The sequence below is a fragment of the Shinella agrisoli genome (genome assembly GCF_046557955.1).
Lineage (GTDB): Bacteria > Pseudomonadota > Alphaproteobacteria > Rhizobiales > Rhizobiaceae > Shinella.
Genome location: NZ_JBJIEP010000013.1, coordinates 165,957 through 189,476, shown reverse-complemented (window position 1 = coordinate 189,476; position 23,520 = coordinate 165,957). Strand labels below are relative to the sequence as shown.

At 66.5% G+C, this 23,520-nt stretch carries 22 protein-coding genes; 17 read left to right on the top strand and 5 right to left on the bottom strand.

The window, feature by feature from the left end; translation table 11 throughout:
* Positions 1–56 precede the first annotated feature (56 nt).
* Together ACIIOY_RS15425 and ACIIOY_RS15420 are read left to right on the top strand one after the other, a co-directional pair.
* Positions 57–623 (top strand): P-loop NTPase family protein, encoded by a 567-nt coding sequence (locus ACIIOY_RS15425; RefSeq protein WP_411035556.1) that lies wholly within the window; start codon positions 57–59, stop codon positions 621–623.
* Positions 624–632: 9 nt separating this feature from the next.
* Positions 633–1,097 (top strand): type II toxin-antitoxin system RatA family toxin, encoded by a 465-nt coding sequence (locus ACIIOY_RS15420; protein ID WP_411035555.1) that lies wholly within the window; start codon positions 633–635, stop codon positions 1,095–1,097.
* Here the strand turns inward: ACIIOY_RS15420 and ACIIOY_RS15415 are convergent.
* Both ACIIOY_RS15415 and ACIIOY_RS15410 read right to left on the bottom strand, forming a co-directional pair.
* Positions 1,086–1,580 carry a CinA family protein gene (locus ACIIOY_RS15415; protein ID WP_411035574.1) on the bottom strand — a complete coding sequence of 165 codons (495 nt, stop codon included), beginning with the start codon at positions 1,578–1,580 and terminating at the stop codon, positions 1,086–1,088. The genes ACIIOY_RS15420 and ACIIOY_RS15415 overlap by 12 nt on opposite strands.
* A gap of 2 nt (positions 1,581–1,582) precedes the next feature.
* Positions 1,583–2,806 (bottom strand): bifunctional 2-C-methyl-D-erythritol 4-phosphate cytidylyltransferase/2-C-methyl-D-erythritol 2,4-cyclodiphosphate synthase, encoded by a 1,224-nt coding sequence (locus ACIIOY_RS15410; RefSeq protein WP_411035554.1) that lies wholly within the window; start codon positions 2,804–2,806, stop codon positions 1,583–1,585.
* A 149-nt stretch (positions 2,807–2,955) separates the two neighbouring features.
* Here ACIIOY_RS15410 and dusB point away from each other — a divergent pair, with 149 nt between their 5' ends.
* The 9 genes from dusB (at position 2,956) to hflX (ending at position 14,432) form a co-directional block, all read left to right on the top strand.
* A complete protein-coding gene (gene dusB / locus ACIIOY_RS15405; protein WP_411035573.1) occupies positions 2,956–3,978 on the top strand; it encodes a tRNA dihydrouridine synthase DusB in 1,023 nt (340 codons plus the stop codon).
* Entirely contained in the window at positions 3,975–5,123 is a 1,149-nt protein-coding gene (locus ACIIOY_RS15400) for a two-component system sensor histidine kinase NtrB (RefSeq protein ID WP_411035553.1), read from the top strand. Before dusB ends, ACIIOY_RS15400 begins: the two co-directional genes overlap by 4 nt.
* Positions 5,123–6,577 carry a nitrogen regulation protein NR(I) gene (gene ntrC, locus ACIIOY_RS15395; RefSeq protein WP_411035552.1) on the top strand — a complete coding sequence of 485 codons (1,455 nt, stop codon included), beginning with the start codon at positions 5,123–5,125 and terminating at the stop codon, positions 6,575–6,577. The genes ACIIOY_RS15400 and ntrC overlap by 1 nt, the downstream gene beginning before the upstream one ends.
* Positions 6,578–6,783: 206 nt before the next feature.
* Positions 6,784–9,057, top strand: coding sequence for a sensor histidine kinase NtrY-like (locus tag ACIIOY_RS15390; protein ID WP_411035551.1), 2,274 nt, complete (start codon positions 6,784–6,786; stop codon positions 9,055–9,057).
* Positions 9,047–10,411 (top strand): nitrogen assimilation response regulator NtrX, encoded by a 1,365-nt coding sequence (ntrX, locus tag ACIIOY_RS15385; RefSeq protein ID WP_411035550.1) that lies wholly within the window; start codon positions 9,047–9,049, stop codon positions 10,409–10,411. The genes ACIIOY_RS15390 and ntrX overlap by 11 nt, the downstream gene beginning before the upstream one ends.
* A gap of 28 nt (positions 10,412–10,439) precedes the next feature.
* Positions 10,440–11,816 (top strand): Trk system potassium transporter TrkA, encoded by a 1,377-nt coding sequence (gene trkA / locus ACIIOY_RS15380; RefSeq protein ID WP_411035549.1) that lies wholly within the window; start codon positions 10,440–10,442, stop codon positions 11,814–11,816.
* A gap of 8 nt (positions 11,817–11,824) precedes the next feature.
* The gene (locus ACIIOY_RS15375; RefSeq protein ID WP_411035548.1) at positions 11,825–12,688 is read left to right on the top strand and encodes a D-amino-acid transaminase; all 864 of its coding nucleotides are present in this window, start codon (positions 11,825–11,827) and stop codon (positions 12,686–12,688) included.
* A gap of 98 nt (positions 12,689–12,786) precedes the next feature.
* Positions 12,787–13,029, top strand: a complete 243-nt coding sequence (gene hfq / locus ACIIOY_RS15370) for an RNA chaperone Hfq (RefSeq protein WP_023514954.1) — start codon at positions 12,787–12,789, stop codon at positions 13,027–13,029.
* A gap of 77 nt (positions 13,030–13,106) precedes the next feature.
* Entirely contained in the window at positions 13,107–14,432 is a 1,326-nt protein-coding gene (gene hflX, locus ACIIOY_RS15365) for a GTPase HflX (protein ID WP_411035547.1), read from the top strand.
* Between the two features lie 17 nt (positions 14,433–14,449).
* On the opposite strand, the gene mazG is transcribed toward hflX, so the two are convergent.
* Together mazG and ACIIOY_RS15355 are read right to left on the bottom strand one after the other, a co-directional pair.
* Positions 14,450–15,286 carry a nucleoside triphosphate pyrophosphohydrolase gene (mazG, locus tag ACIIOY_RS15360; protein ID WP_411035546.1) on the bottom strand — a complete coding sequence of 279 codons (837 nt, stop codon included), beginning with the start codon at positions 15,284–15,286 and terminating at the stop codon, positions 14,450–14,452.
* An 8-nt stretch (positions 15,287–15,294) separates the two neighbouring features.
* Positions 15,295–15,882 carry a nucleoside deaminase gene (locus ACIIOY_RS15355; RefSeq protein WP_411035545.1) on the bottom strand — a complete coding sequence of 196 codons (588 nt, stop codon included), beginning with the start codon at positions 15,880–15,882 and terminating at the stop codon, positions 15,295–15,297.
* 199 nt (positions 15,883–16,081) lie between these two features.
* Between ACIIOY_RS15355 and cysG the strand changes: the two genes are divergently transcribed.
* From cysG to ACIIOY_RS15330, 5 genes are all read left to right on the top strand, one after another.
* The gene (gene cysG, locus ACIIOY_RS15350; protein WP_411035544.1) at positions 16,082–17,518 is read left to right on the top strand and encodes a siroheme synthase CysG; all 1,437 of its coding nucleotides are present in this window, start codon (positions 16,082–16,084) and stop codon (positions 17,516–17,518) included.
* Position 17,519: 1 nt separating this feature from the next.
* Positions 17,520–17,837, top strand: a complete 318-nt coding sequence (locus tag ACIIOY_RS15345; RefSeq protein ID WP_411035543.1) for a DUF2849 domain-containing protein — start codon at positions 17,520–17,522, stop codon at positions 17,835–17,837.
* An 11-nt stretch (positions 17,838–17,848) separates the two neighbouring features.
* Positions 17,849–19,522: a nitrite/sulfite reductase gene (locus ACIIOY_RS15340; protein WP_411035542.1), complete on the top strand. Its 1,674-nt coding sequence runs from the start codon at positions 17,849–17,851 to the stop codon at positions 19,520–19,522.
* Between the two features lie 11 nt (positions 19,523–19,533).
* Positions 19,534–20,034, top strand: a complete 501-nt coding sequence (locus tag ACIIOY_RS15335; protein WP_411035541.1) for a DUF934 domain-containing protein — start codon at positions 19,534–19,536, stop codon at positions 20,032–20,034.
* A gap of 208 nt (positions 20,035–20,242) precedes the next feature.
* Positions 20,243–21,055, top strand: a complete 813-nt coding sequence (locus ACIIOY_RS15330; RefSeq protein WP_411035540.1) for a ferredoxin--NADP reductase — start codon at positions 20,243–20,245, stop codon at positions 21,053–21,055.
* Positions 21,056–21,117: 62 nt separating this feature from the next.
* Here the strand turns inward: ACIIOY_RS15330 and ACIIOY_RS15325 are convergent, their stop codons facing one another.
* The gene (locus tag ACIIOY_RS15325; protein ID WP_411035539.1) at positions 21,118–21,738 is read right to left on the bottom strand and encodes a GntR family transcriptional regulator; all 621 of its coding nucleotides are present in this window, start codon (positions 21,736–21,738) and stop codon (positions 21,118–21,120) included.
* A gap of 433 nt (positions 21,739–22,171) precedes the next feature.
* Here ACIIOY_RS15325 and ACIIOY_RS15320 point away from each other — a divergent pair, with 433 nt between their 5' ends.
* Positions 22,172–23,431: a ferredoxin reductase family protein gene (locus tag ACIIOY_RS15320; RefSeq protein WP_411035538.1), complete on the top strand. Its 1,260-nt coding sequence runs from the start codon at positions 22,172–22,174 to the stop codon at positions 23,429–23,431.
* Positions 23,432–23,520 lie beyond the last annotated feature (89 nt).

The window sequence follows — 23,520 nt, the reverse complement described above, 5'->3', positions numbered from 1 at the left end:
CATCCTTTAAGCCCCGCCGTCCTGCCCGACGGCGGGTTTTGTTTCGGGGAATGGCGATGAGACCGGCGATCACGATCGAGGAAGCGGCGCAGCGCTTGAAGACCGCGGAGCGTGTGCTGGTGATCGGCTGCTCGGGCAGCGGCAAGTCGACGCTCGCGCAAAAGCTGGCTGCCCGCCTCGGCCTGCCTTACGTCTCGATGGACCGGGAGATCTTCTGGCTGCCCGGCTGGCAGATGCGGCCGCGGGCCGAGGCGCTGGCGCGCCTTCAGGAGATCGTCGCCGGGGAACGCTGGATCATCGACGGCACCAGCCCGGGCACGCTGCCGCTGCGCCTGGCGCGCGCGCATCTGGTCCTCTGGCTTCGCCCGCCGCGCTTCATCTCGCTTCACGGCGTCGTTTCGCGCTGGCTGCGCTTCCGCGGCCGGTCGCGGCCGGAGATGGCGGAAGGATGCCCGGAAAAGATCGACCGGAAGTTTCTCGCCTATGTCTGGAACTTCGAGAAGACGGAGAGCCCCGAAATCGAGGAGACGCTTGCGGCATATGGACCCGATGTGCCGGTTTGCATGTTGAAATCGAGGGGCGAGAACGGCCGGCTACTTGCCATGGTCGGCGAGGTTCATTAGCTCTCGGCCATGTCCCAGTTCGAAACCCGCAGGCCCGTTCCCCATACGCCCGACCAGATGTTCGACCTCGTCGCCGATGTCGAGCGCTATCCGGAGTTCCTGCCGCTCTGCGAGGGGCTGACCGTGCGCTCGCGCAAGGAGCGGGACGGCAAGGAGCTTCTCGTCGCGGACATGACGGTCGGCTACAAGGCGATCCGCGAGACCTTCACCACCCAGGTGCTGCTGAACCGGGCCGAGCGGGCGATCGACGTCAAATATATCGACGGGCCGTTCCGCTACCTCGACAACCGCTGGCGGTTCGAGGCCCTGCCGGGGGGCGGGTGCTCGGTGCATTTCTACATCGACTACGAGTTCAAGAGCCGCATCCTCGGCGCGCTGATGGGCTCGATGTTCGACCGCGCCTTCCGCATGTTCACCGACGCGTTCGAGAAACGCGCGGCGTCGATCTATGGCGGCAGCGCGTCAGTCGGCTGATTGTTCGATCAGCATCTCCAGCGCGGTGCGCACGGTCGCAAGGCGCACGGCGCTGCGGCCGATGTCGCCGTAGCGCATTTCCCGGTGAAGCGTTTCGTGGCCCTTGCGGGCGGCGGCGAGATGGACGAGGCCGACCGGCTTTTCCTCCGAGCCGCCGCCGGGGCCGGCGATGCCGGTGACCGCGACGGAAATGTCGGCGGCCGAATGTGCGATCGCGCCCTCCGCCATCTCGATCGCCGTCGGGCGGGAGACGGCGCCGTGGGCCTTCAGCGTTTCGGGCAGGACGCCGATCATCTGCTGCTTGGCCGCGTTGGAATAGGTGACGAAGCCGCGGTCGAAGACGTTGGATGAGCCGGCGATCTCGGTGAGGGCGCCGGCGATCAGCCCCGCCGTGCAGGATTCGGCGGTGGCGATCAGGAGCTTGCGACCGGTGAAATCGGCGACGATGCGCCGGGCCGTCTCCTCGATGTCCGTCGGCCAGATGCTCATGCCTCGGCCCCCCTGTAGACGACGGTGTAGACGACGGTCGCGGTGGCGATCGCCGCGATGCCCTCGCGCCGCCCGACGAAGCCGATCCTCTCGTTCGTCGTCGCCTTGACCGAGCAGCGGTCGAGCGAAATCCCCAGCATGTCGGAAAGGTTCCGGCGCATCGCCTCGCGGTGCGGCCCGACCTTCGGCGCCTCGGCGATGAGCGAGACGTCGGCATTCATGATCGTGCCGCCCCTTGCGCGCACCAGAGCGGCGGCGTGTTCGAGGAAGATGCGCGAGGCCGCACCCTTCCATTGCGGGTCGGAGGGCGGGAAATGGTCGCCGATGTCGCCGGCGCCGCAGGTGGCGAGCAGGGCGTCCGTCAGGGCGTGCAGGGCGACGTCGGCATCGGAATGGCCGGAAAGCGCCTGGTCGTGCGGGATGAGGACGCCGCAGAGCGTCACGCCGTCGCCGGGCACGAGCTGGTGCACGTCGTAGCCGTTGCCGGTGCGCACGTCCGGAAGGCCGTAGGAAAGGCACTGGTCGGCCATGGCGATGTCCTTCTGCAGGGTGAGCTTGATATTGCCGGCGCTGCCTTCGACGAGGTGCACCTGCACGCCTGCCCATTCGGCGATCGAGGCGTCGTCGGTGAAATCCGTGCGGCCGGAGGCGCGGGCGCGGCGGTGGGCCTCCAGGATGGTGGCGAAGTGGAAGGATTGCGGCGTCTGCGCGGCGAAGAGGCCGGAGCGCGAGACGGTTTCGGCGACGTTGCCGTTGGCGTCCGCCCGCTTCAGCGTGTCGGCGACGGCGACGGCGGGCAGCACGGCTCGGGCGCCGTGCTGGAAGGCGGCGAGCGTGCGTTCCAGGATGGCGGGCTCGACGAAGGGGCGCACGGCATCCTGGATGAGGACATGGCTGATCTCTTCGCCGGCAAGGGCTTCGAGGCCGGCGAGCACGGATTGCTGGCGGGTCGCACCGCCGTGCACGACGGCGAGCCGGTCGCCGGTGGGCAGCGCCGCGGCGCGGGCCGCCTCGAAGAGCGCTTCGTCATCGGGATGTATCACCGCCACGATATGCCGGGCGTGCGGCCAGTTGACAAACAGATCGAGCGTATGGGAGATGACCGGCCTTCCGCCGATGCGGCGGTATTGCTTGGGGCCTTCGGCATGGGCTCCGGCCCGCTCGCCTCGCCCGGCGGCAACGATCACCACGCCGCAGGATAGCGCATTTTCCGCCAGCATTTCGGTTCGTCTGCTCCCGTCTCAAAGCGTTTCGGGGTGGTTTAGCCGGAAGGATGCCGCAATTCCAGCGCTCTTCGGAAAATTGCGCGCCGGCGTGATTGCGGCTTGGCAAGAACCATAACAATGGCTAAAAATAGTGCAAAGACATGATCTGCTTGAAAGATGAGCATTTGGCGATTCCCATCCTGTCCGCGCCGCTGACGATCGGCAGCCAGACCCTTCGCAACCGGGTGGTCTTGGCGCCGATGTCCGGCGTGACGGACCTGCCGTTCCGCGATCTCGCCTGGCGTTTCGGCGCGGGGCTGGTCGTCACCGAGATGGTGGCGAGCCGGGAGCTCGCCCTCAATGCGCGGGAAAGCTGGTCGCGCATCCGCAATTGCGGCATCCGCCCGCACATGGTGCAGCTCGCCGGACGCGAGGCGCACTGGATGGCCGAGGCCGCGCGGATCGCCGAGGGCGAGGGCGCCGACATCATCGACATCAACATGGGCTGCCCGGCCAAGAAGGTGATCGGCGGCTATTCCGGCTCCGCGCTGATGCGCGATCCCGACCACGCGCTCGGCCTGATCGAGGCGACCGTGAAGGCCGTGAGCGTGCCGGTGACGGTGAAGATGCGGCTCGGCTGGGACCATGATTCCATCAACGCGCCGCATATCGCCGCGCACGCCGAGGCGGCCGGAGCGGCGATGATCACGGTGCACGGGCGCACGCGCATGCAGTTCTACGAGGGCAGGGCGGATTGGGACGCCATCCGCGCGGTGCGCGAGGTGCTGACCGTGCCGCTCGTGGCGAACGGCGACGTGGATACAGCGGCGGATGCCGCGGAGATCCTGCGCCGCTCCGGGGCCGATGCGGTGATGGTCGGCCGCTCGGCGCAGGGCCGGCCGTGGCATCCGGCGGTGCTTGCCGGGGCCTGCGCGCATCCGTCGGCGGAAGAGGTCGCCTCGATCGCGGTGGAGCACTACCGCATGATGCTGGATTTCTACGGCGTCGAGGCGGGGCTGCGCCATGCGCGCAAACATGTCGGCTGGTATCTGGAACGCTTTGCGCCCGGCCTGCCGGGCGCGGCGAAGGCGCAGATCATGACGGCGCGCGACAGCGGCTTCGTCGCCGACCGGCTGGCGGCGGCCCTCTTGTCCGGTGCGCCGTCCAACCTCGGAGAAGCGGCATGACCGGCAAGACCGCAGACACGAATGCCGCGAAGGCGCCGGACCTGGCGCTCGCCGTGCTCAACGCCATCCAGAACCCCGTGATCCTCGTCGATGCGAACGGGCTCATCGCCTTCGCCAACTGGGAGGCCGAATCCTTCTTCGGCGCGAGCGCGAACCATCTTTCCCGCCATAACATCTCGACCTTCATTCCCTTCGGCAGCCCGCTGCTGACGCTGATCGACCAGGTGCGCGAGCGCAAGGCCCCCGTCAGCGAGTACCGGGTGGACCTGAGCTCGCCGCGGCTCGGGGCGGAGAAGCTGGTGGACATCTACGTGGCCCCGGTGACGACGGACCCGGGTTCGGTGGTGGTCGTCATCCAGGAGCGCTCGATGGCGGACAAGATCGATAGGCAGCTGACGCACCGCGCGGCCGCCCGCTCGGTGACGGGCCTCGCCTCCATGCTGGCGCACGAGATCAAAAACCCGCTCTCCGGCATCCGCGGCGCCGCGCAGCTTCTGGAAACCTCCGTCATCGACGAGGACCGGGCGCTGACGCGCCTCATCTGCGACGAGACGGACCGCATCGTCTCGCTCGTCGACCGCATGGAGGTGTTCTCCGACGAGCGGCCGGTGGACCGCGTTCCCATCAACATCCATTCCGTGCTCGACCACGTGAAGGCCGTCGCCAAGGCCGGCTTTGCGCGCAACATCAAGATCACCGAGCTTTACGACCCCTCGCTGCCGCCGGTCTATGCCAACCGCGACCAGCTCGTGCAGGTCTTCCTGAACCTTATCAAGAACGCCGCCGAGGCGATCGGCGACCGGCCGGACGGCGAGATCCAGCTGACGACCGCCTACCGGCCGGGCATCCGGCTTTCCGTCGCGGGCACGCGGGAGAAAATCTCGCTGCCGCTCGAATTCTGCGTGCACGACAACGGCCCCGGCGTGCCGGCGGACCTGCTGCCGCACCTCTTCGACCCCTTCATCACGACCAAGACCAACGGCTCCGGCCTCGGCCTCGCGCTGGTCGCCAAGATCATCGGCGGCCACGGCGGCATCGTCGAATGCGACAGCCAGGGCTCGCGAACCACCTTCCGCGTGCTGATGCCGGCCTCGCGCGGCGTCAGCGAAGACGACGACTTTCCCAAGACCAAAGGACATAACTGATGACAGGCGCCACAGTCCTCGTTGCCGATGACGATGCCGCGATCCGCACGGTTCTCAACCAGGCCCTCAGCCGCGCGGGATATGACGTGCGCATCACCTCCAACGCTGCGACGCTCTGGCGCTGGATCGCCGCCGGCGAGGGCGACATCGTCGTGACCGACGTCGTCATGCCGGACGAGAACGCCTTCGACCTCCTGCCGCGCATCAAGAAGGCGCGGCCCGACCTGCCGGTGCTCGTGATGAGCGCGCAGAACACCTTCATGACGGCGATCAAGGCCTCGGAGAAGGGGGCCTACGATTACCTGCCGAAACCCTTCGACCTCACCGAGCTGATCGCCATCATCGGCCGGGCGCTCGCCGAGCCGAAGCGCAAGCCGGCGAGGCTCGACGACGACGCGCAGGACGGCATGCCGCTCGTCGGCCGCTCGGCGGCCATGCAGGAGATCTACCGCGTGCTCGCCCGCCTGATGCAGACGGACCTGACGCTGATGATCACCGGCGAATCGGGCACCGGCAAGGAGCTCGTCGCCCGCGCGCTGCACGACTACGGCAAGCGCCGCAACGGGCCCTTCGTCGCCATCAACATGGCGGCCATCCCGCGCGACCTCATCGAATCGGAGCTGTTCGGCCACGAGAAGGGCGCCTTCACCGGCGCGCAGAACCGCTCGACCGGCCGCTTCGAGCAGGCCGAGGGCGGTACGCTCTTCCTCGACGAGATCGGCGACATGCCGATGGATGCGCAGACCCGGCTTCTGCGCGTGCTCCAGCAGGGCGAGTACACGACCGTCGGCGGACGCACGCCGATCCGCACCGACGTGCGCATCGTGGCGGCCACCAACAAGGATTTGAAACAGTCGATAAATCAAGGGCTTTTCCGCGAAGACCTCTACTATCGCCTGAACGTCGTGCCGCTGCGCCTGCCGCCCCTGCGCGACCGGGCGGAGGACATTCCCGACCTCGTGCGCCATTTCGTGCAGCAGGCGGAGAAGGAGGGCCTGGACGCCAAGCGCTTCGACCAGGAGGCGCTGGAACTGATGAAGGCGCATCCCTGGCCCGGCAACGTGCGCGAACTGGAAAACGTCGTGCGCCGGCTGACCGCGCTCTATCCGCAGGACGTCATCACCCGCGAGATCATCGAGGCGGAACTGCGCGCCGACATTCCCGACAGCCCGATCGAGAAGACGGTGACGCGCAGCGGCGCGCTGTCGATCTCCCAGGCGGTCGAGGAGAACATGCGCCAGTATTTCGCAAGCTTCGGCGAAGGCCTGCCGCCCTCCGGCCTCTACGACCGCGTGCTGGCCGAGGTGGAATATCCGCTCATTCTCGCGGCGCTCACCGCCACCCGCGGCAACCAGATCAAGGCAGCCGACCTGCTCGGCCTCAACCGCAACACGCTGCGTAAGAAGATTCGCGAACTGGGCGTGTCTGTGTACAGAAGTTCCCGCTCCGCTTGACTTGGTGACGGGCAGCGTTGCATTTTGGCCACAATCTGTTGCTTGAGGGTAACAGAGGGGTTGGCGGTCGAACAGGTCCGCACGCCAGACCGTCGGGAACGCGGGGCAAGATGCGGCCGGTTCCGCGCGCGGTCGGTACCATCCCGGAAAAAAACCATATAACGCCGGCACCCGACAGGTGCATGGCCGGGGAAGCGATGCGGCAGATGACGGAAGGCGTGAGCCTGCTTTCGGAAGGACAGGACAGCGGGGCGGTTGCCGATCGGCGCGCCTCCTTCGCCTTGCCGGGCCTGTTGCTGGCCGGCGGCGCGCTCGCCGCCGCGATCATCTCGCTCTTCATCCTGCTCGGCCTGACGCCGATCAAGCCCGAAGCGAACGTCGTCATCGCCTCGGCGGCGATCAACGCCATCTTCGTCGTCGGCCTGATCTTCCTGATCGGCCGCGAGATCACCCGGCTTCTGCGGGCCCGCAGCCGCGGCCGCGCCGCCGCCCGGCTGCATGTGCGCATCGTCGCGCTGTTCTCCATCGTCGCGATCACGCCGGCAGTGCTCGTCGCCATCTTCGCCTCCATCACGCTCGACGTCGGCCTCGACCGCTGGTTCTCCATCCGCACCCAGTCCATCGTCAGCTCCTCGCTGAACGTGGCGCAGGCCTATGTGCTGGAGAACGCGAGCTATCTCCAGGGCCAGACGGCCTCGATGGCGAACGACCTCGACCGCAACCGCCAGCTCTACAGCCTCGACCGCACCGGGTTCATCGAGCTGATGACGCGGCAGGCGCGCGGGCGCGGCATGCTCGGCGCCTTCCTGCTGCGCGCGGACGGCTCGACGATCCTCCAGGCCAATATCCACACCGAGGACCCGCTGCCGCCCGCGCCGGAAGACGCGCTGCGGGCCTCGGCGGCCGGCCAGCCGACGCTGATCCCGCCGGGCACGACGAACCTCGTCGGCGCCATCATCAAGCTCGAGAACGTGCCGGACGCCTTCCTCTACACGATCCGCACGGTCGATCCCGAGGTCATGCGCTCCATGCGCCTGATGGAGGAGAACACGGCCGAGTACCGCGCGCTGGAAGCGGGGCGCACGACGCTGCAGATCGCCTTCGGCGTGCTCTATCTCGGCTTCGCGCTGATCGTGCTCCTCGCCGCGATCTGGACGGCGATCGCGGTGGCCGACCGGATCGTGCGGCCGATCCGCCAGCTGATCGGCGCGGCGGACAGCGTGGCGTCGGGCAATCTCGACGTCAGCGTGCCCGTGCGCGTGGCCGACGGCGACGTCGGCAACCTGTCGCGCACCTTCAACAAGATGATCGCCGAAATCCGCGCGCAGCAGGACCAGATCCTCGACGCCAAGGACGAGGTGGACCACCGCCGCCGCTTCATCGAAGCGGTGCTCTCCGGCGTGACGGCCGCCGTCATCGGCGTCGAGGGAGACGGCCGCGTGACCATCGCCAACCTTTCCGCGGAAATCCTGCTGGGCCGGCAGGTGGCCGACCTGATCGGCCGCCCGCTCGCCGAGGTCGCGCCGGAGATCGCCGCGGTGCTGACGGAAGGCGCCACGCGCCACCGCAACGAGTACCGCAAGCAGATCAACATCATGCACGGCGGCAAGGAGCGGACGCTGAACGTGCAGGTGACGCGCGAGGAGGCGAAGGATGCGCAGGAATCCTACGTCATCACCATCGACGACATCACCGACCTCGTCATCGCGCAGCGCTCGACCGCCTGGGCGGACGTGGCGCGCCGCATCGCGCACGAGATCAAGAACCCGCTGACGCCGATCCAGCTTTCCGCCGAACGCATCCGCCGCCGCTACGGCAAGCAGATCGACCAGGAGGACCGCGCGGTCTTCGACCAGTGTACAGATACGATCGTGCGCCAGGTGGAGGACATCGGCCGCATGGTGGACGAGTTCTCCGCCTTCGCGCGCATGCCGAAGCCGACGAAGGAACGGTCCGACCTGCGCAACATCCTGAAGGACGCCGTGTTCCTGCGCGAAATGGGCAACAACCACGTCGTCTTCCACAAGGAACTGGGCGATGTGCCGCTGACGGGGCTGTTCGACGCGCGCATGCTCGGCCAGGCCTTCGGCAATCTCATCAAGAATGCGGTCGAGGCGATCGAGGCGCTTCCGCCGGAGGTCTCGCGCGAGGAGCGCAAGGTCCTCGTGCGGGCGAGGGCCGACGACGCCGGCCGGCGCTTCGTCGTCGATGTGATCGACAACGGCAAGGGCCTGCCGACCGAGAACCGGCATCGCATTCTCGAACCCTACATGACGATGCGCGAGAAAGGCACGGGCCTCGGCCTCGCGATCGTCAAGAAGATCATCGAAGACCATGGCGGGCAGCTCGAACTGCACGATGCCCCCGCGGAGTTCGACAAGGGCCATGGGGCGATGATCCGCGTGATCCTGCCCTACGAGGAAACGGTAGTGGCCGCCGATGCGGAAAAGAAGAGCAAGGAAATGAGCCATGGCGTCTGATATTCTTGTGGTGGACGACGAAGAGGACATTCGCGAGATCGTCTCCGGCATCCTTTCGGACGAAGGGCACGAGACGCGCACCGCCTATGACAGCGACAGCGCGCTCGCGGCCATCAGCGACCGCGTGCCGCGCCTCGTCTTCCTCGACATCTGGATGCAGGGCAGCAAGCTCGACGGCCTGGCGCTGCTCGACGAGATCAAGAGCCGCCATCCGGACCTGCCGGTCGTGATGATCTCCGGCCACGGCAATATCGAGACGGCCGTCTCGGCCATCCGCCGCGGCGCCTACGACTTCATCGAGAAGCCGTTCAAGGCCGACCGGCTGATCCTCATCGCCGAGCGGGCGCTGGAGAATTCCAAGCTGCGCCGCGAGGTCACCGAGCTCAAGAAGCGTTCCGGCGACCCGGTGGAACTGATCGGCACCTCCGTCGCCGTCTCGCAGCTTCGCCAGACGATCGAGAAGGTCTCGCCGACCAACAGCCGCATCATGATCCTCGGCCCCTCCGGCTCCGGCAAGGAGCTGGTGGCCCGCATGATCCACCGCAAGTCGAGCCGGGCGAACGGCCCCTTCGTCGTGCTGAACGCCGCGGCGATCACGCCCGAGCGCATGGAGGTCGCGCTGTTCGGCACGGAAGGCACGCCTGGCCAGCCGCGCAAGACGGGCGCGCTGGAGGAGGCCCATGGCGGCATCCTCTACCTCGACGAGATCGGCGAGATGCCGCGCGAGACGCAGAACAAGATCCTGCGCGTGCTCGTCGACCAGCAGTTCGAGCGCGTCGGCGGCTCGAAGCGCGTGAAGGTGGACGTGCGCATCATCTCCTCCACCGCCTACAACCTGGAAAGCCTGATCGCCGAGGGCGGCTTCCGCGAGGACCTCTACCATCGCCTCGCCGTCGTGCCGGTGCGCGTGCCGCCGCTCGCCGAGCGGCGCGAGGACATCCCGTTCCTCGTCGACATGTTCATGCGCCAGATCAGCGAGCAGGCGGGTATCCGCGCCCGCAAGATCGGCGACGACGCGCTCGCCGTGCTTCAGGCGCACGACTGGCCCGGCAACATCCGCCAGCTGCGCAACAACATCGAGCGCCTGATGATCCTCGCCCGCAGCGACGGCCCCGACACGCCGATCACCGCCGACATGCTGCCGACGGAGGTGGGCGACATGCTGCCGAAGATCTCCACGCAAGGCGACCAGCACATCATGACGCTGCCGCTGCGCGAGGCGCGCGAGATGTTCGAGCGCGACTACCTCATCGCCCAGATCAACCGCTTCGGCGGCAACATCTCCCGCACGGCCGAATTCGTCGGCATGGAACGCTCCGCGCTCCATCGCAAACTGAAATCGCTTGGCGTATAAGGCCCCTCGGGATTTTGAGGGCAAGGACATGAAAGTCATCATCTGCGGCGCCGGACGCGTCGGCTACGGTATCGCAGAACGGCTCTCGCAAGAGGGCAACGACGTTTCGGTGATCGACACGCAGCCGTCGCTGATCGCCGCCATCACCGAGACGCTCGACGTCAGCGGCGTCGTCGGCCATGGCGCGCATCCGGAGGTGCTGGCCAAGGCCGGCGCCGACCAGGCGGACATGATCATCGCCGTGACCCTGTTCGACGAGATCAACATGGTCGCCTGCCAGGTGGCCCATTCGCTCTTCAACGTGCCGACGAAGATCGCCCGCATCCGCTCCCAGAGCTATCTCGCGCCGGAATATTCCGACCTCTTCTCGCGCGAGAACCTGCCGATCGACGTCACCATCTCGCCCGAGGTGGAGGTGGGCAAGATGGTGCTCCGGCGCATCTCGTACCCCGGGGCGACGGACGTCGTGCGCTTCGCCGACGACCGAATCGTCATGGTGGCGATCGAGTGCATGGAGGACTGCCCGGTCGTCGAGACGCCGCTGAAGCAGCTCAGCGAGCTTTTCCCGGACCTCAACGCCACCGTCACCGGCATCTTCACCAACGGCACGCTCTTCGTTCCGAACTCCTCCGACCAGCTCCATTCCGGCGACCTTGCCTATGTGGTCTGCGACAAGGGGCATGTGCGGCGCACGCTCGCGCTCTTCGGCCACGAGGAGCAGGAGGCCGCCCGCATCGTCATCGCCGGCGGCGGCAACATCGGCTATTTCGTCGCCAAGGCGATCGAGGACTACCAGCCGAAGACCCGGCTCAAGATCATCGAGAACGACCGCGAGCGCGCGGTGTCGATCGCCGACAAGCTGCGCAACGCCGTCGTCCTCAACGGCTCGGCGCTCGACCAGAAGATGCTGCTGCAGGCCGACATCCAGGATGCCGACCTGATCGTCGCGCTCACCAACAACGACCAGATCAACATTCTCGGCAGCGTGATGGCCAAGCGCCTCGGCTGCAAGCAGAACCTCGTGCTGATCAACGATCCGAGCTACCAGGACTTCACCAAGACGCTCGGCATCGACGCGCATATCAATCCGCGAGCCGTCACGATCTCCGGCATCCTCCAGCATGTGCGCAAGGGGCGCATCCGCTCCGTCTACGCCGTGCAGAAGGGCTCGGCCGAGGTGATCGAGGCGGAGGCGCTGGAGACCTCGCCGCTCGTCGGCCGGCCGCTGCGCGAGATCGAGCTGCCGCCCGGCATCCGCATCGGCGCGGTCTACCGCGAGGGCACCGTGATCCGCCCGGACGGCAGCACGAAGATCAAGGCGAAGGACCGGGTGGTGCTCTTCGCCGCTGCCGTCGCCGTTCGCCATGTCGAGCAGCTTTTCCGCGTCAGCATCCAGTATTTCTAAGGTCTTCCATGCCGCGCTTTGCCTATGTCAACGGCCGCTATGTCCGCCATGCCGAGGCCGCCGTCTCCATCGAGGATCGCGGCTTCGTCTTCGCGGACGCGGTCTACGAGGTCTGCCAGGTGCGGCAGGGCTTCATCGTCGACCTGACGCGCCATCTCGACCGGCTCGACCGGTCGCTTGCGGAAATCCGCATCCGCCCGCCGATGCCGCGGGCGGCGCTGACGGGAATCATGCGCGAGGTGCTGCGCCGCAACCGGGTCGTCGACGGCATGGTCTATCTCCAGGTGACGCGCGGCGCCGCAAGGCGCGATCACGTCTTCCCGTCCCCGGCGGTGCGGGCCTCTCTCGTCGTCACGGCGAAATCGATGAACCCGGCCGTGAATGCCGAAAAATATGCAGCCGGCATCAAGGCGGTCACGGTTCCCGACAACCGCTGGGGCCGGGTCGACATCAAGACGGTCGGCCTCCTGCCGAACGTGCTGGCGCGGCAGCAGGCGAAGGAGGCGGGCGCCCAGGAGGCGATCTTCGTCGACGCCGAGGGCAACGTGACGGAGGGCGGGGCGACGAACCTGTGGATCGTCGACCGGCAGGGAAAGCTGGTGACGCGCGCCGCCGACCATGCGATCCTGCGCGGCATAACGCGCACGACATTGATGGATGTGGCGCAGAAGCTCGGCATCGAGGTCGAGGAACGGCGGTTCTCCGTCGCGGAAATGCTGGAGGCGCGGGAGGTTTTCGTCACCGGGGCGACGACGATCTGCCTGCCGGTCGTTTCCATCGACGGCCATTCGGTCGCCAACGGCCATCCGGGCATGACGGCGCAGAAAATTCGCGAAGCCTTTTTCGCCGTTGCGGAGAAGACCGCGATTTGATACCAAAATCGACGGTCCGGGAATTTCTTGCCGGACCTGGGGACATTTATTTTCAGTCAACCGGTCTCAAGGGCCGGCAATCAGAAAGAAGCGGCGCCATGGCGGAACGTTCTCAGAACCTGCAGGATCTTTTTCTTAATACCGTTCGCAAGCAAAAGATTTCCCTGACGATCTTTCTCATCAACGGGGTCAAGCTGACCGGGGTTGTCACCTCCTTCGACAACTTCTGTGTGCTGCTCCGTCGCGACGGTCACTCGCAGCTGGTGTACAAGCACGCGATCTCGACCATCATGCCCGGCCAGCCGCTGCAGATGTTCGAGACCGAGGAAAGCGGCTCCTGACAGGACCCAAGAAGATTAGCAAATCCGATACCCGAAAGGATTCCGTCGTTCCGGAAGCTGAGAAGCACCGGGACGATATGCGCGCTGTCGTCATCGTCCCGGTGCTGAAAGCCCCGCGCGCAAAACCCGACCCGGCGGCGACGCCGCCGCGGTCCGACGAGGCGCGCCTGGAAGAGGCGATCGGCCTCGCGCGCGCCATCGACCTGACCGTCGCCTCGTCGGCCATCGTGCCCGTCAGCCAGCCGAAGCCCGGCACGCTGCTCGGCACCGGCAAGATCCAGGAGATCAAGGCGGCGCTCGACGAGAACGACGCCGGCCTCGTCATCGTCGACCATCCCCTGACGCCCGTGCAGCAGCGCAACCTCGAGAAGGAATGGAACGCCAAGGTCATCGACCGCACCGGCCTCATCCTGGAAATCTTCGGCCGCAGGGCCTCCACCAAGGAAGGCACGCTGCAGGTCGAGCTTGCCCATCTCAACTACCAGCGCGGCCGCCTCGTCAGGAGCTGGACCCACCTCGAACGCCAGCGCGGCGGCGCCGGCTTCATGGGCGGTCCGGGCGAGACGCAGATCGAGGCCGACCGCCGCCTCCTGCAGGACAAGATCGTCAAGCTGGAACGCGAACTGGAGCAGGTGCGCCGCACCCGCCAGCTCCACCGCTCCAAGCGCAAGAAGGTGCCGCATCCCATCGTGGCGCTCGTCGGCTATACCAATGCCGGCAAGTCGACGCTGTTCAACCGGATCACCGGGGCAGGGGTTCTGGCCGAGGACATGCTCTTCGCCACGCTCGACCCGACGCTGCGCCGCATGAAGCTGCCGCAGGGCCGCACGGTCATCCTCTCCGATACGGTGGGCTTCATCTCCGACCTGCCGACCCACCTCGTCGCCGCCTTCCGCGCGACGCTGGAAGAGGTGCTGGAAGCGGACCTGATCCTGCATGTGCGCGACATGTCCGACCCGGACAGCGGCGCGCAGGCGGCGGACGTGCTGCGCATCCTCGCCGATCTCGGCATCGACGAGAAGGACGGCGCGGCGCGCATCCTGGAGGTCTGGAACAAGATCGACCGGCTGGAGCCGGAAGCGCGCGAGGCGCTGGTGCAGAAGGCCGAGGGCCAGCCGAATGTCATCGCCGTCTCCGCCATCTCGGGCGAGGGCGTCGATACGCTGCTGGCCGAAATCAACCGCCGGCTTTCCGGCGTGCTCGTCGACCGCGACATTGTCGTGCCCGTTGCGAAATTGCAGCTTCTCCCGTGGATCTACGACCATTCGATCGTCGATTCCCGCGACGACCTCGAAGACGGCAACGTGCGGCTGGAACTGCGGCTGACGGAAACCGAAGCGGGCGAGCTCGACCGCCGGCTCGGCGGCGCGGCGAAACCGCTGCGCGAGGACTGGGAGCGCTGAGGGGGGCGCAGTCCTGCCTATTTGCCCAGCTGCCGCTCGATCCGCTTGGCCGCCTGCCACAGCTCCTCCATCCGCTCCAGCGTCGCCTCTTCGAGGCTTTCGCCGTTTTCGGCAAGGCTCTCCTCGATATGCGAGAAGCGGTTGCGGAACTTGGTGTTGGTGCCGCGCAGCGCCATTTCCGGGTCGGCGCCGACATGGCGGCCGATATTGACCAGCGCGAAGATCAGGTCGCCAAGTTCGTCGGCGACGGCCCGCCTGTCGCCGTTGCGGAGCGCCTCGCGCAATTCGCCGATCTCCTCCTCGATCTTGTCGAGGATCGGCGCCGGCTCCGACCAGTCGAAGCCGACCTTGGCGGCACGCTCCTGAAGCTTCAGCGCCTCGACGAGCGCCGGGAAGGAGCGCTGCACCGAGCCGAGATGGCCGCGCAGCGGGTCTTCCGGCAGGCCGCGTTTCGCGCGGCGTTCCCTGCGCTCGCGCTTCTCCGCCTGCTTGATTTCGTCCCATTGCAGCTTCACCGCTTCGGGCGTATCGGCATCCGAGCGGGCGAAGACATGCGGGTGGCGGCGGATCATCTTCCGCGTGACGGCTTCCACGACGCTGCCGAAATCGAACACGCCGCGCTCCTCGGCCATCCGCGCATGGAAGACCACTTGCAGGAGAAGGTCGCCCAGTTCCTCGCAGAGATCGTCCATGTCGCCCCGCTCGATCGCGTCGGCGACCTCGTAGGCCTCCTCGATCGTATAGGGCTTGATCGTCTCGAACGTCTGGACGACGTCCCAGGGGCAGCCCGTCTCCGGCTGGCGCAGGGCGGCCATGATCTCGATCAGGCGCGTTATGTCGCGGCTCGGCTCCATGGCGTGCCTCAGTTGAGCGGGATGTCGTTGCCGGCCTTGCCGGACTGGTAGCTCTCCGAAAGGGCGTCGTAGGCGGCGCGGATGTCCGCGTCCTGCTTCCTCAGGTCCCTCTTTGCCGCCTCGTCGGCGGTCGCGATGAGGTCGGCGATGGCGGCCGACCGCCAGAAGGCGTTTATCCTGGCATAGCCGCCCGGATCGAGCCGGAACACCTCCTTGAGGATGCGCAGGTCGTGCGGGATGGCAAAGCTGTCGCGCGAATCCTCGTGGCTGAAGAGATAGTAGAAATTGTCGAAGCCCGCCCAGGTGATGGCCGAAAGGCACATGGAGCAGGGCTCATGCGTGGAAAGGAAGACGTAGTCCTTCGTGTCCGGCTTCTCCACGCGTTCGTAAAGGCGCTTCAGCGTATGCACCTCGCCGTGCCAGAGCGGGTTTTCCGTCTCGTTGTTCGTTTCGGCCAGCACGAGGGAGAGGTCCGCTTTGCGCAGAACGGCGGCGCCGAAAACCTTGTTGCCGGCGGCCACCCCCTGGCGCGTCAGCGGGAGGATGTCGAGCTCGATGACGTCGAGGAGGCGTTTTGCAAGGGCTGCCTGGTCCATGGTCGGAATCCCCGTTCGGAGTTTATGCGGCATCCTTAGCGGTCGGCGCGGCGGACAGGCAAGGGCGGCCGGTGACTTATGCTCAAAATGGCGGGTGCCAGAGCAAAACAATACGCCCCTCCGAGGTCATTGGAATTTCTGTTTCTTTTGTTTCTGGCCGATTTTCGCGATAGTGCGCACATTCCAACCGGACCAGAGCATGACTGAATCGCAGCAGAAGCTTTCGACATTTCCGGCGTTCTTCCGCGTCAGCGGCAGGACGGTCGTTGTCGTGGGCGGGGGCGACGAGGCCTTCGCCAAAGCGCGCCTGCTGTCCAACACGGACGCCCGGATCGTCGTGCTGGCGGAAGAGCCGGAAGCCGGTTTCGCCCGCTTCATCGCCGAAAAGGGCCTCGTGCTCGTCCGCGAGCCGTTCTCCAGGCAGGCCATCGCCGGCGCAACGCTCGTCTTCGCCGCGACGGGTGACGCGGGCGCCGACAGAGCCATCTCCGTTGCGGCCCGCGCGTTCGGCATTCCGGTCAATGCCGTCGACCAGCCCGACCATTGCGATTTCTTCACGCCGGCGCTCGTCAACCGCGCGCCCGTCGCCGTCGCCATCGGCACCGAAGGCGCAGGCCCGGTGCTCGCGCAGATGATCCGCGCGCAGATCGACCAGATTCTCTCCCCGTCGCTCGGTCGGCTGGCGAGCCTTGCGAGCGGCTATCGCGAGGCCGTCGACCGCATCCTGCCGCGCGGCGCGACCCGCCGCGTCTTCTGGCGCCGCTTCTTTCACGGCGCCGTCTCCGATGCCGTCGACAACGGCGACATCGACCTCGCGCACCGTTCGGCCGGCACGCTGCTCAACGCGCAGGGCCGGGTGGACGGGCATGTCTGGCTGGTCGGCGCCGGACCGGGCGCGGAGGACCTGCTGACGCTGCGCGCCCAGCGCGTGATGATGGAGGCGGACGTCATCGTCTTCGACGCGCTCGTGCCGCAGGCGATCGTCGACATGGGCCGCCGCGATGCCGAGCGTGTTTCCGTCGGCAAGCGCAAGGGATGTCATTCCAAGTCGCAGGAAGAGATCAACGACCTGCTGGTCGAGCTCGGCAAGGCCGGAAAACGTGTCGTGCGCCTCAAATCCGGCGACCCGCTCGTCTACGGCCGGGCCGGCGAGGAAATGGCCGCGCTCCGCCAGGCGGGCGTCACCTACGAGATCGTGCCCGGCATCACCTCCGCCTTCGCGGCGGCCGCCGATTTCGAGCTGCCGCTGACGCTGCGCGGCGTCGCCTCCTCGCTCGTCTTCACGACCGGCCACGACCTGACGGGTGCGGTCCTGCCGGACTGGGCGCGGCTTGCGATCTCCGGCGCCACGGTCGCGGTCTATATGGGCCGCACAGTGGCCGCGTCCGTCGCCGCGCGGCTGATGGATGCCGGTCTGCCGGCGGAGACGACGGTCGCCGTCGTGGAGAATGCCAGCCGCCGCGGGAAGCGGCTGCTGCACGGCACGCTCAAGGACCTGCCGGGGCTCGAGCACCGCGACGAGCTCACCGGCCCGGTCATGGTGATCATCGGCGATGCCGTCGCCGGGGCCAACTTCGAACATTCCGAGCCGCTCGTCCGCGAGCCGGTCCGCAGCACAGCAGCAGTGGGAGCATGACATGGCCGACAAGGTTCTGACAGCCAATCGCCTTTCCGACGGCATCTCCGTCTGGCTGGATGCCGCCGGCAACTGGAACGAATCGCTCCAGGCCGCCTTCGTCGCGCGCCACAAGGAGGCCGTCGACGCGCTGGAGGCGACCGGCAAGCAGGCTTTCGCCGACAACAAAGTGGTTGACGTCAACGTCGTCGACGTAGAAGAGGTCGATGGCGTGTTGCGGCCGCTGCGCATGCGCGAGCGCATCCGCGCCGCAGGCCCGACCATCGCCTATGCCGCCGGTTACTCCGGCCTGACCGCGACGGCCACGCCGGCCGCCTGAGGACCATTCGCATGTATCGTTACGACGAATTCGATCACGCCTTTGTCAGCGACCGCGTGGAGCAGTTCCGCGATCAGGTCGCCCGCCGCCTTTCCGGCGAACTGGCCGAGGACGCGTTCAAGCCGCTGCGCCTGATGAACGGCGTCTACCTGCAGCTGCACGCCTACATGCTGCGCGTCGCCATCCCCTACGGCACGCTGAATTCGCGCCAGATGCGCATGCTGGCCCATATCGCCCGCAGGTACGATCGCGGCTACGGGCATTTCACCACGCGCCAGAACATCCAGTACAACTGGCCGAAGCTCTCCGAACTGCCGGATGCGCTGGCCGACCTCGCGACGGTCGAGATGCACGCGCTCCAGACTTCTGGCAACTGCATCCGCAACGTGACGGCCGACCACTTCGCCGGCGCTGCCGCCGACGAGGTCGCCGATCCGCGGCCCTATGCGGAGATCCTGCGCCAATGGTCCTCCGTCCATCCGGAATTCTCCTTCCTGCCACGCAAGTTCAAGATCGCCGTCACCGGCGCCGAGCGCGACCGCGCGGCGATCCAGGTGCACGACATCGGCCTGCACCTGAAGAAGAACGAGAAGGGCGAGATCGGCTTTGCGGTCTATGTCGGCGGCGGGCAGGGCCGCACGCCGATGATCGCCAAGAAGATCCGCGACTTCCTGCCGGAAGAGGACCTTCTGTCCTATACGACCGCGATCATGCGCGTGTACAACCTCCACGGCCGCCGCGACAACAAGTACAAGGCGCGCATCAAGATCCTCGTGCACGAGACGGGCGCGGAGGAACTGGCCCGGCAGGTCGAAGTCGAGTTCGCCGAGCTGAAGAACACCGAGCTGAAGCTGCCGGAGAAGGACATCGCCGCCATCACCGCCTATTTCGCGCCGCCGGAGCTCAAGCCGCGCGCCGAGGGCTGGGCGAACCTTGCGCAGTGGAAGAAGGCCGATCCGGAGTTCGCCCGCTGGGTGCAGCAGAACGTGCAGCCGCACAAGCATCCCGACTACGGCATGGTGACGATCTCGCTGAAGCCGATCGGCGGTATTCCGGGCGATGCGACCGACGCGCAGATGGAGGCGGTCGCCGACATCGCGGAGGAATACGCCTTCGACGAGATCCGCGTCAGCCACGAGCAGAACCTCATCCTGCCGCATGTGGCGCTCGCCGACCTGGAGCCTGTCTATCGCGGCCTCGTCGCCGCGGGCCTTGCGACCGCCAATGCCGGGCTCATCACCGACATCATCGCCTGTCCGGGGCTGGACTACTGCGCGCTGGCGAACGCCCGCTCGATCCCCGTCGCGCAGGAGCTTTCCGCCCGCTTCGGCGCGCCGGAGCGCCAGGCCGAGATCGGCGAATTGAAGATCAAGATCTCCGGCTGCATCAATGCCTGCGGCCACCACCATGTCGGCCATATCGGCCTGCTCGGGGTCGAGAAGAAGGGCGAGGAACTGTACCAGATCACGCTCGGCGGCTCGGGCGACGAGAACACGTCGATCGGCGAGATCATCGGCCGCGGCTTCGAGCCGGAGAAGGTGACGGATGCCGTCGAGGTCATCGTCGACACCTATCTGGGCCTGCGCCTCGATCCGTCCGAAACCTTCCTTGCCGCCTATCGCCGCGTCGGCCCGCAGCCCTTCAAGGATGCGCTCTACGGCGACAAGACGGCCGCGGCGGCCTGAGGAGAACGGTCATGACGAAAATCTGGAACGAATCCGGCTTCGTGACCGACGATCCGTGGGTGATCGAAACGGAGGAGACCAAGGCCGGCTCGAACGAGAAGGTGATTCTCGGCATCGATGATTTCCTGGCGAAGGCCGCGGAGACGGACGAAACGGGCCTCGGCGTGCTGATCAATCCGGCGGACGACGTGCGCAGGCTGGAAGGCCATCTCGACCGGCTGGCGCTGGTCGCCGTCGCCTTTCCCGCCTTCAACGACGGGCGGGCCTTCAGCCACGCCTCGCTGCTGCGCTCGCGCCTCGGCTTTACCGGCGAGGTGAGGGCGGTGGGCGATGTGCTGATCGACCAGATCCCGCTGATGCTGCGCTGCGGCATCGACAGCTTCGCCGTCAGCAATGCGACGGCGCTGAAACGGCTCGCGGAGAACCGGCTGCCGGGCATTACCAACCATTACCAGCCGACGGCCCGCCCTTCGGAGGACGTCGGTTCGTACAGCTGGCGCCGCCGCGCCTGATTTTCGGGATCCGACCGGCGAATAGCCGCAATCGCGCGTTATCCTCGTTGAGGATAGAGACGGGTTCGCAGCGGCGCAAAACGGAAACGCCCGGCAAACTATTGCGCGGCCAATCAGCGCATTGGAACGGAATACCTTCCTTTGCCGCTCAACATGTAATATCTGCCTATCGTCAAAATTTTCCGACGCAGCCAGGATCGATCCCGAAATGAACGCACCTGCCAAGACCGAAGACTTTGTGGCGACCGTACCGGCCGGCGTTTTCGCCGAGACGGTGACGAGCGTGCAGCACTATACGGATCGCCTGTTCCGCTTCCGCATGACGCGGCCCGAAAGCTTCCGCTTCCGTTCCGGCGAGTTCGCGATGATCGGCCTGATGGTCGGCGACAAGCCGGTCTACCGCGCCTATTCGATCGCAAGCCCGGCCTGGGACGAGGAACTGGAATTCTTCTCGATCAAGGTGCCGGACGGCCCGCTGACCTCGCATCTCCAGCAGATCCGGCCGGGCGACACCGTGCTGATGCGCAAGAAGCCGACCGGCACGCTGGTGCTCGACGCGCTGACGCCGGGCAAGCGGCTCTACATGTTCTCGACCGGCACGGGCATTGCGCCTTTCGCGAGCCTGATCCGCGATCCGGAGACCTATGAGAAGTTCGACGAGGTCATCCTCACGCATACCTGCCGCGAGGTCGCCGAGCTGAAATACGGCTTCGACCTCCTCGAGGAGATCCGCAACCATGAATTCCTGGCGGAGGTCGTCGGCAACAAGCTGCGCCATTATGCGACGGTGACCCGCGAGGACTATCCGTTCCAGGGCCGCATCACCGACCTCATCGTGAACGGCAAGATGTTCGCCGACCTCGGCGTGCCGCATTTCGACCCGGCGGTCGACCGCGCCATGATCTGCGGCTCCTCCGCCATGCTGAAGGAAACCAAGGTGCTGCTGGAGCAGGCCGGCCTCACCGAGGGCGCCAACAACAAGCCCGGCGAATTCGTCATCGAGCGCGCCTTCGTCGACTGAGCGAACGGCATATGAAGCGGCAAGGGCGGTCTTCGGGCCGCCCTTGCCGTTTCGAAGGCTTGTCAGCCGGAGAGATAGTCGAGCAGGTCGCTCATCGCTGCGGCAGCGGCCGGGCCGTCGCCGTTGCGGATGGCGCGGATGACCTTGACGTGGCGGTCCACGGAGCCGTCCATGTGCCGGCTGTCGGCGCGGGCGAACCAGAGGCGGCGCGCGTGGGTCTGCAAGGGGGCGAGGGCGGCCGTCAGGAAGCGGTTCGGACAGGCCTCCTCCAGGATTTCGTCGAAGGCCTTGTCGGCGGCCAGGAAGCCTTCCATGTCGGAATGGATCGAGCACGCGGTCATGGCCTGCGCGCAGGCGACGAGCCGGTCGCGGTGCCTGGCGCCGGCATGGCGGGCGACCAGGTCGGCGGCCAGCGGCTCCAGTTGCCGGCGCGTCGCCATCACCTCGGCGTGGTCCTCGGGGCGGATCGCCGCGATCTGCAGGCCGGCGCGCGGGCGCACGGCGATCAATCCCTGCCATTCGAGCTTCTGGATCGCTTCGCGCACCGGCGTGCGTCCATGGCCGGCAAGCTCGATGAGCTGCCTTTCCGTGACGAGCGAGCCGGGCTTCAGCTTGAGCGTGACGATCAGCCCCTCGAGGGCGAGATAGGCGAGGTGGGCCTGCGAGGCCGCGGTTTCCGTCATTCCGATGTCCCGGTTGATATATCACATGGTGGCATGTCGCAAATCGGATGGCAAGGTTCCTGATATATCAGGGACGGAAGGCCGATGAACGGTCTGGATGGGAATGGGAAACCGGGCATCCGGTGAGATGCCGTCGCCGGCAAGGACTGTCGCGGCTTGAAAAGCGTTCCTGCGCGCCCTGCCGTTTGCAGAGAGGAGAGAGGGCGGGCGCCCTTCTGCAGGGCAGGGAGGAAGTGTCGCTGAGGCCGTTTCTATGTGCCTCGTTCCGTTGCCATATTAGGTTTTGCATGCGGTTTTTGCCGCCTTGCGTCAATGCCCCCGAATAAAGCCGCAGGCCCGCCCGTCGATAGGAGGATTGCGGTTGACGAATGTCATGGGCCTTGCCAGCATGCCCGCCAATTCGGACCGTTCAGTTGCATCGTGGGGGCATAGGTTGACTGCGGGTTCCATCGTCGCGACACTATTGATCGTTTTTGCCGGTCTGCTGGCCGTGCCGGCCGTCAGCCATACGAATGCGGGCACCACCTTCTCTCTGATGGCCTCGTCCATGGCCTTCGTCGCCATGGGCATCGCGCAGTTCATGGCGACGCGCCCGCCCTTCGTCGAAAAGCTCTTCGGCGGGCTCGACCGCATCTACCAGTTCCACCGCAAGATCGGCATCGCGGTGCTCTGTCTTATCCTGGTGCACTATTTCGTTGCACCGGATTTCCAGGGTCTTTCCGTGACGAGCGGGCTCAACGTGCTCGCCAGGACGGCGGGCGAATGGGCCTTCTACGGCTTCGTCTTCCTGCTGGTGCTGAGCCTCGTGAAGGTGATCCCCAAGACGCGCTTCCAGATTCCCTATCAGTACTGGCGCATCACGCACCGCTTCATCGGCCTGCTCTTCGTGCTCGTCGCCTTCCACCAGATGTTCATCAAGCGCCCCTATGACGGCACGGCGCTGCTGGCGACCTATCTCAACATCTTCGCCCTCGTCGGCATCGCCAGCTACGCCTATACGCAGCTCCTGCCCTGGATCCGCACGCGGAAATACGAGGTGGTGAACGTCGAGCGCCACGACGGCGCGACGATCATCACCGCCAAGCCGACGGGCCGCAAGCTGAGGGCGACGCCGGGCCAGTTCGGCTTCTTCCGCGTCGACAAGTCGGGCCTTCGCGAACCGCACCCCTTCACCATCGCCGGCATCGAGGACGATGGCTCCGTCCGTTTCGCCATCAAGCCGCTCGGCGATTACACGAAGGTGCTGCGCGAGGCGGTGGCGGTCGGCGATTCGCTGACGCTCGAAGGCGGCTACGGCCACTTCAACCACAAGCGCGGCGGCAAGAAGCAGATCTGGCTTGCCGGCGGCATCGGCGTCACGCCGTTCCTCGCCATGGCGAGCCGGCTGAAGGGCGACGAGGGGCAGGACATCCACATGGTCTACTGCGTGCGCGACGGCGCCGAGGCGATCGGCCTCGACACGTTCCGCACGCAGGCGGAGAAGCTGGAGAACTTCAGCTTCGTGCTGCACAACTCGGCGACGGACGGCCGCTTCGACGCGACGAAGCTCGTCTCGGGCACCTCGATGAACCCGGCGGAGGCCGACCTGTGGTTCTGCGGCCCGCCGCCTTTGCGGCTGGCCATCGAGAAGGGATTGAAGGAGCTCGGCAAGGCCCCGCGGCGCGTCGAGTTCGAGCGTTTCGAGTTCCGGTAGGGCAATTCCGGCGAGAGGGCGAAGCGGTTTCGCGGCCGGATTGTTGAGAAAGACTGAATTCCCAGCCGGTGCGCCGGCCTCTTGGAGCG

Excerpts from the sequence above, each read along its gene's own strand:
- ACIIOY_RS15330 (WP_411035540.1), top strand. The coding sequence starts at position 20,243 with ATGAACGCACCTGCCAAGACCGAAGACTTTGTGGCGACCGTACCGGCC.
- cysG (WP_411035544.1), top strand. The coding sequence starts at position 16,082 with ATGACTGAATCGCAGCAGAAGCTTTCGACATTTCCGGCGTTCTTCCGC.
- ACIIOY_RS15340 (WP_411035542.1), top strand. The coding sequence starts at position 17,849 with ATGTATCGTTACGACGAATTCGATCACGCCTTTGTCAGCGACCGCGTG.
- ACIIOY_RS15335 (WP_411035541.1), top strand. The coding sequence starts at position 19,534 with ATGACGAAAATCTGGAACGAATCCGGCTTCGTGACCGACGATCCGTGG.
- ACIIOY_RS15400 (WP_411035553.1), top strand. The coding sequence starts at position 3,975 with ATGACCGGCAAGACCGCAGACACGAATGCCGCGAAGGCGCCGGACCTG.
- ntrX (WP_411035550.1), top strand. The coding sequence starts at position 9,047 with ATGGCGTCTGATATTCTTGTGGTGGACGACGAAGAGGACATTCGCGAG.
- ACIIOY_RS15420 (WP_411035555.1), top strand. The coding sequence starts at position 633 with ATGTCCCAGTTCGAAACCCGCAGGCCCGTTCCCCATACGCCCGACCAG.
- hflX (WP_411035547.1), top strand. The coding sequence starts at position 13,107 with ATGCGCGCTGTCGTCATCGTCCCGGTGCTGAAAGCCCCGCGCGCAAAA.
- ACIIOY_RS15355 (WP_411035545.1), bottom strand. The coding sequence starts at position 15,882 with ATGGACCAGGCAGCCCTTGCAAAACGCCTCCTCGACGTCATCGAGCTC.
- ACIIOY_RS15375 (WP_411035548.1), top strand. The coding sequence starts at position 11,825 with ATGCCGCGCTTTGCCTATGTCAACGGCCGCTATGTCCGCCATGCCGAG.
- trkA (WP_411035549.1), top strand. The coding sequence starts at position 10,440 with ATGAAAGTCATCATCTGCGGCGCCGGACGCGTCGGCTACGGTATCGCA.
- ntrC (WP_411035552.1), top strand. The coding sequence starts at position 5,123 with ATGACAGGCGCCACAGTCCTCGTTGCCGATGACGATGCCGCGATCCGC.
- ACIIOY_RS15390 (WP_411035551.1), top strand. The coding sequence starts at position 6,784 with ATGACGGAAGGCGTGAGCCTGCTTTCGGAAGGACAGGACAGCGGGGCG.
- ACIIOY_RS15345 (WP_411035543.1), top strand. The coding sequence starts at position 17,520 with ATGGCCGACAAGGTTCTGACAGCCAATCGCCTTTCCGACGGCATCTCC.
- ACIIOY_RS15425 (WP_411035556.1), top strand. The coding sequence starts at position 57 with ATGAGACCGGCGATCACGATCGAGGAAGCGGCGCAGCGCTTGAAGACC.
- hfq (WP_023514954.1), top strand. The coding sequence starts at position 12,787 with ATGGCGGAACGTTCTCAGAACCTGCAGGATCTTTTTCTTAATACCGTT.
- mazG (WP_411035546.1), bottom strand. The coding sequence starts at position 15,286 with ATGGAGCCGAGCCGCGACATAACGCGCCTGATCGAGATCATGGCCGCC.
- ACIIOY_RS15410 (WP_411035554.1), bottom strand. The coding sequence starts at position 2,806 with ATGCTGGCGGAAAATGCGCTATCCTGCGGCGTGGTGATCGTTGCCGCC.
- ACIIOY_RS15325 (WP_411035539.1), bottom strand. The coding sequence starts at position 21,738 with ATGACGGAAACCGCGGCCTCGCAGGCCCACCTCGCCTATCTCGCCCTC.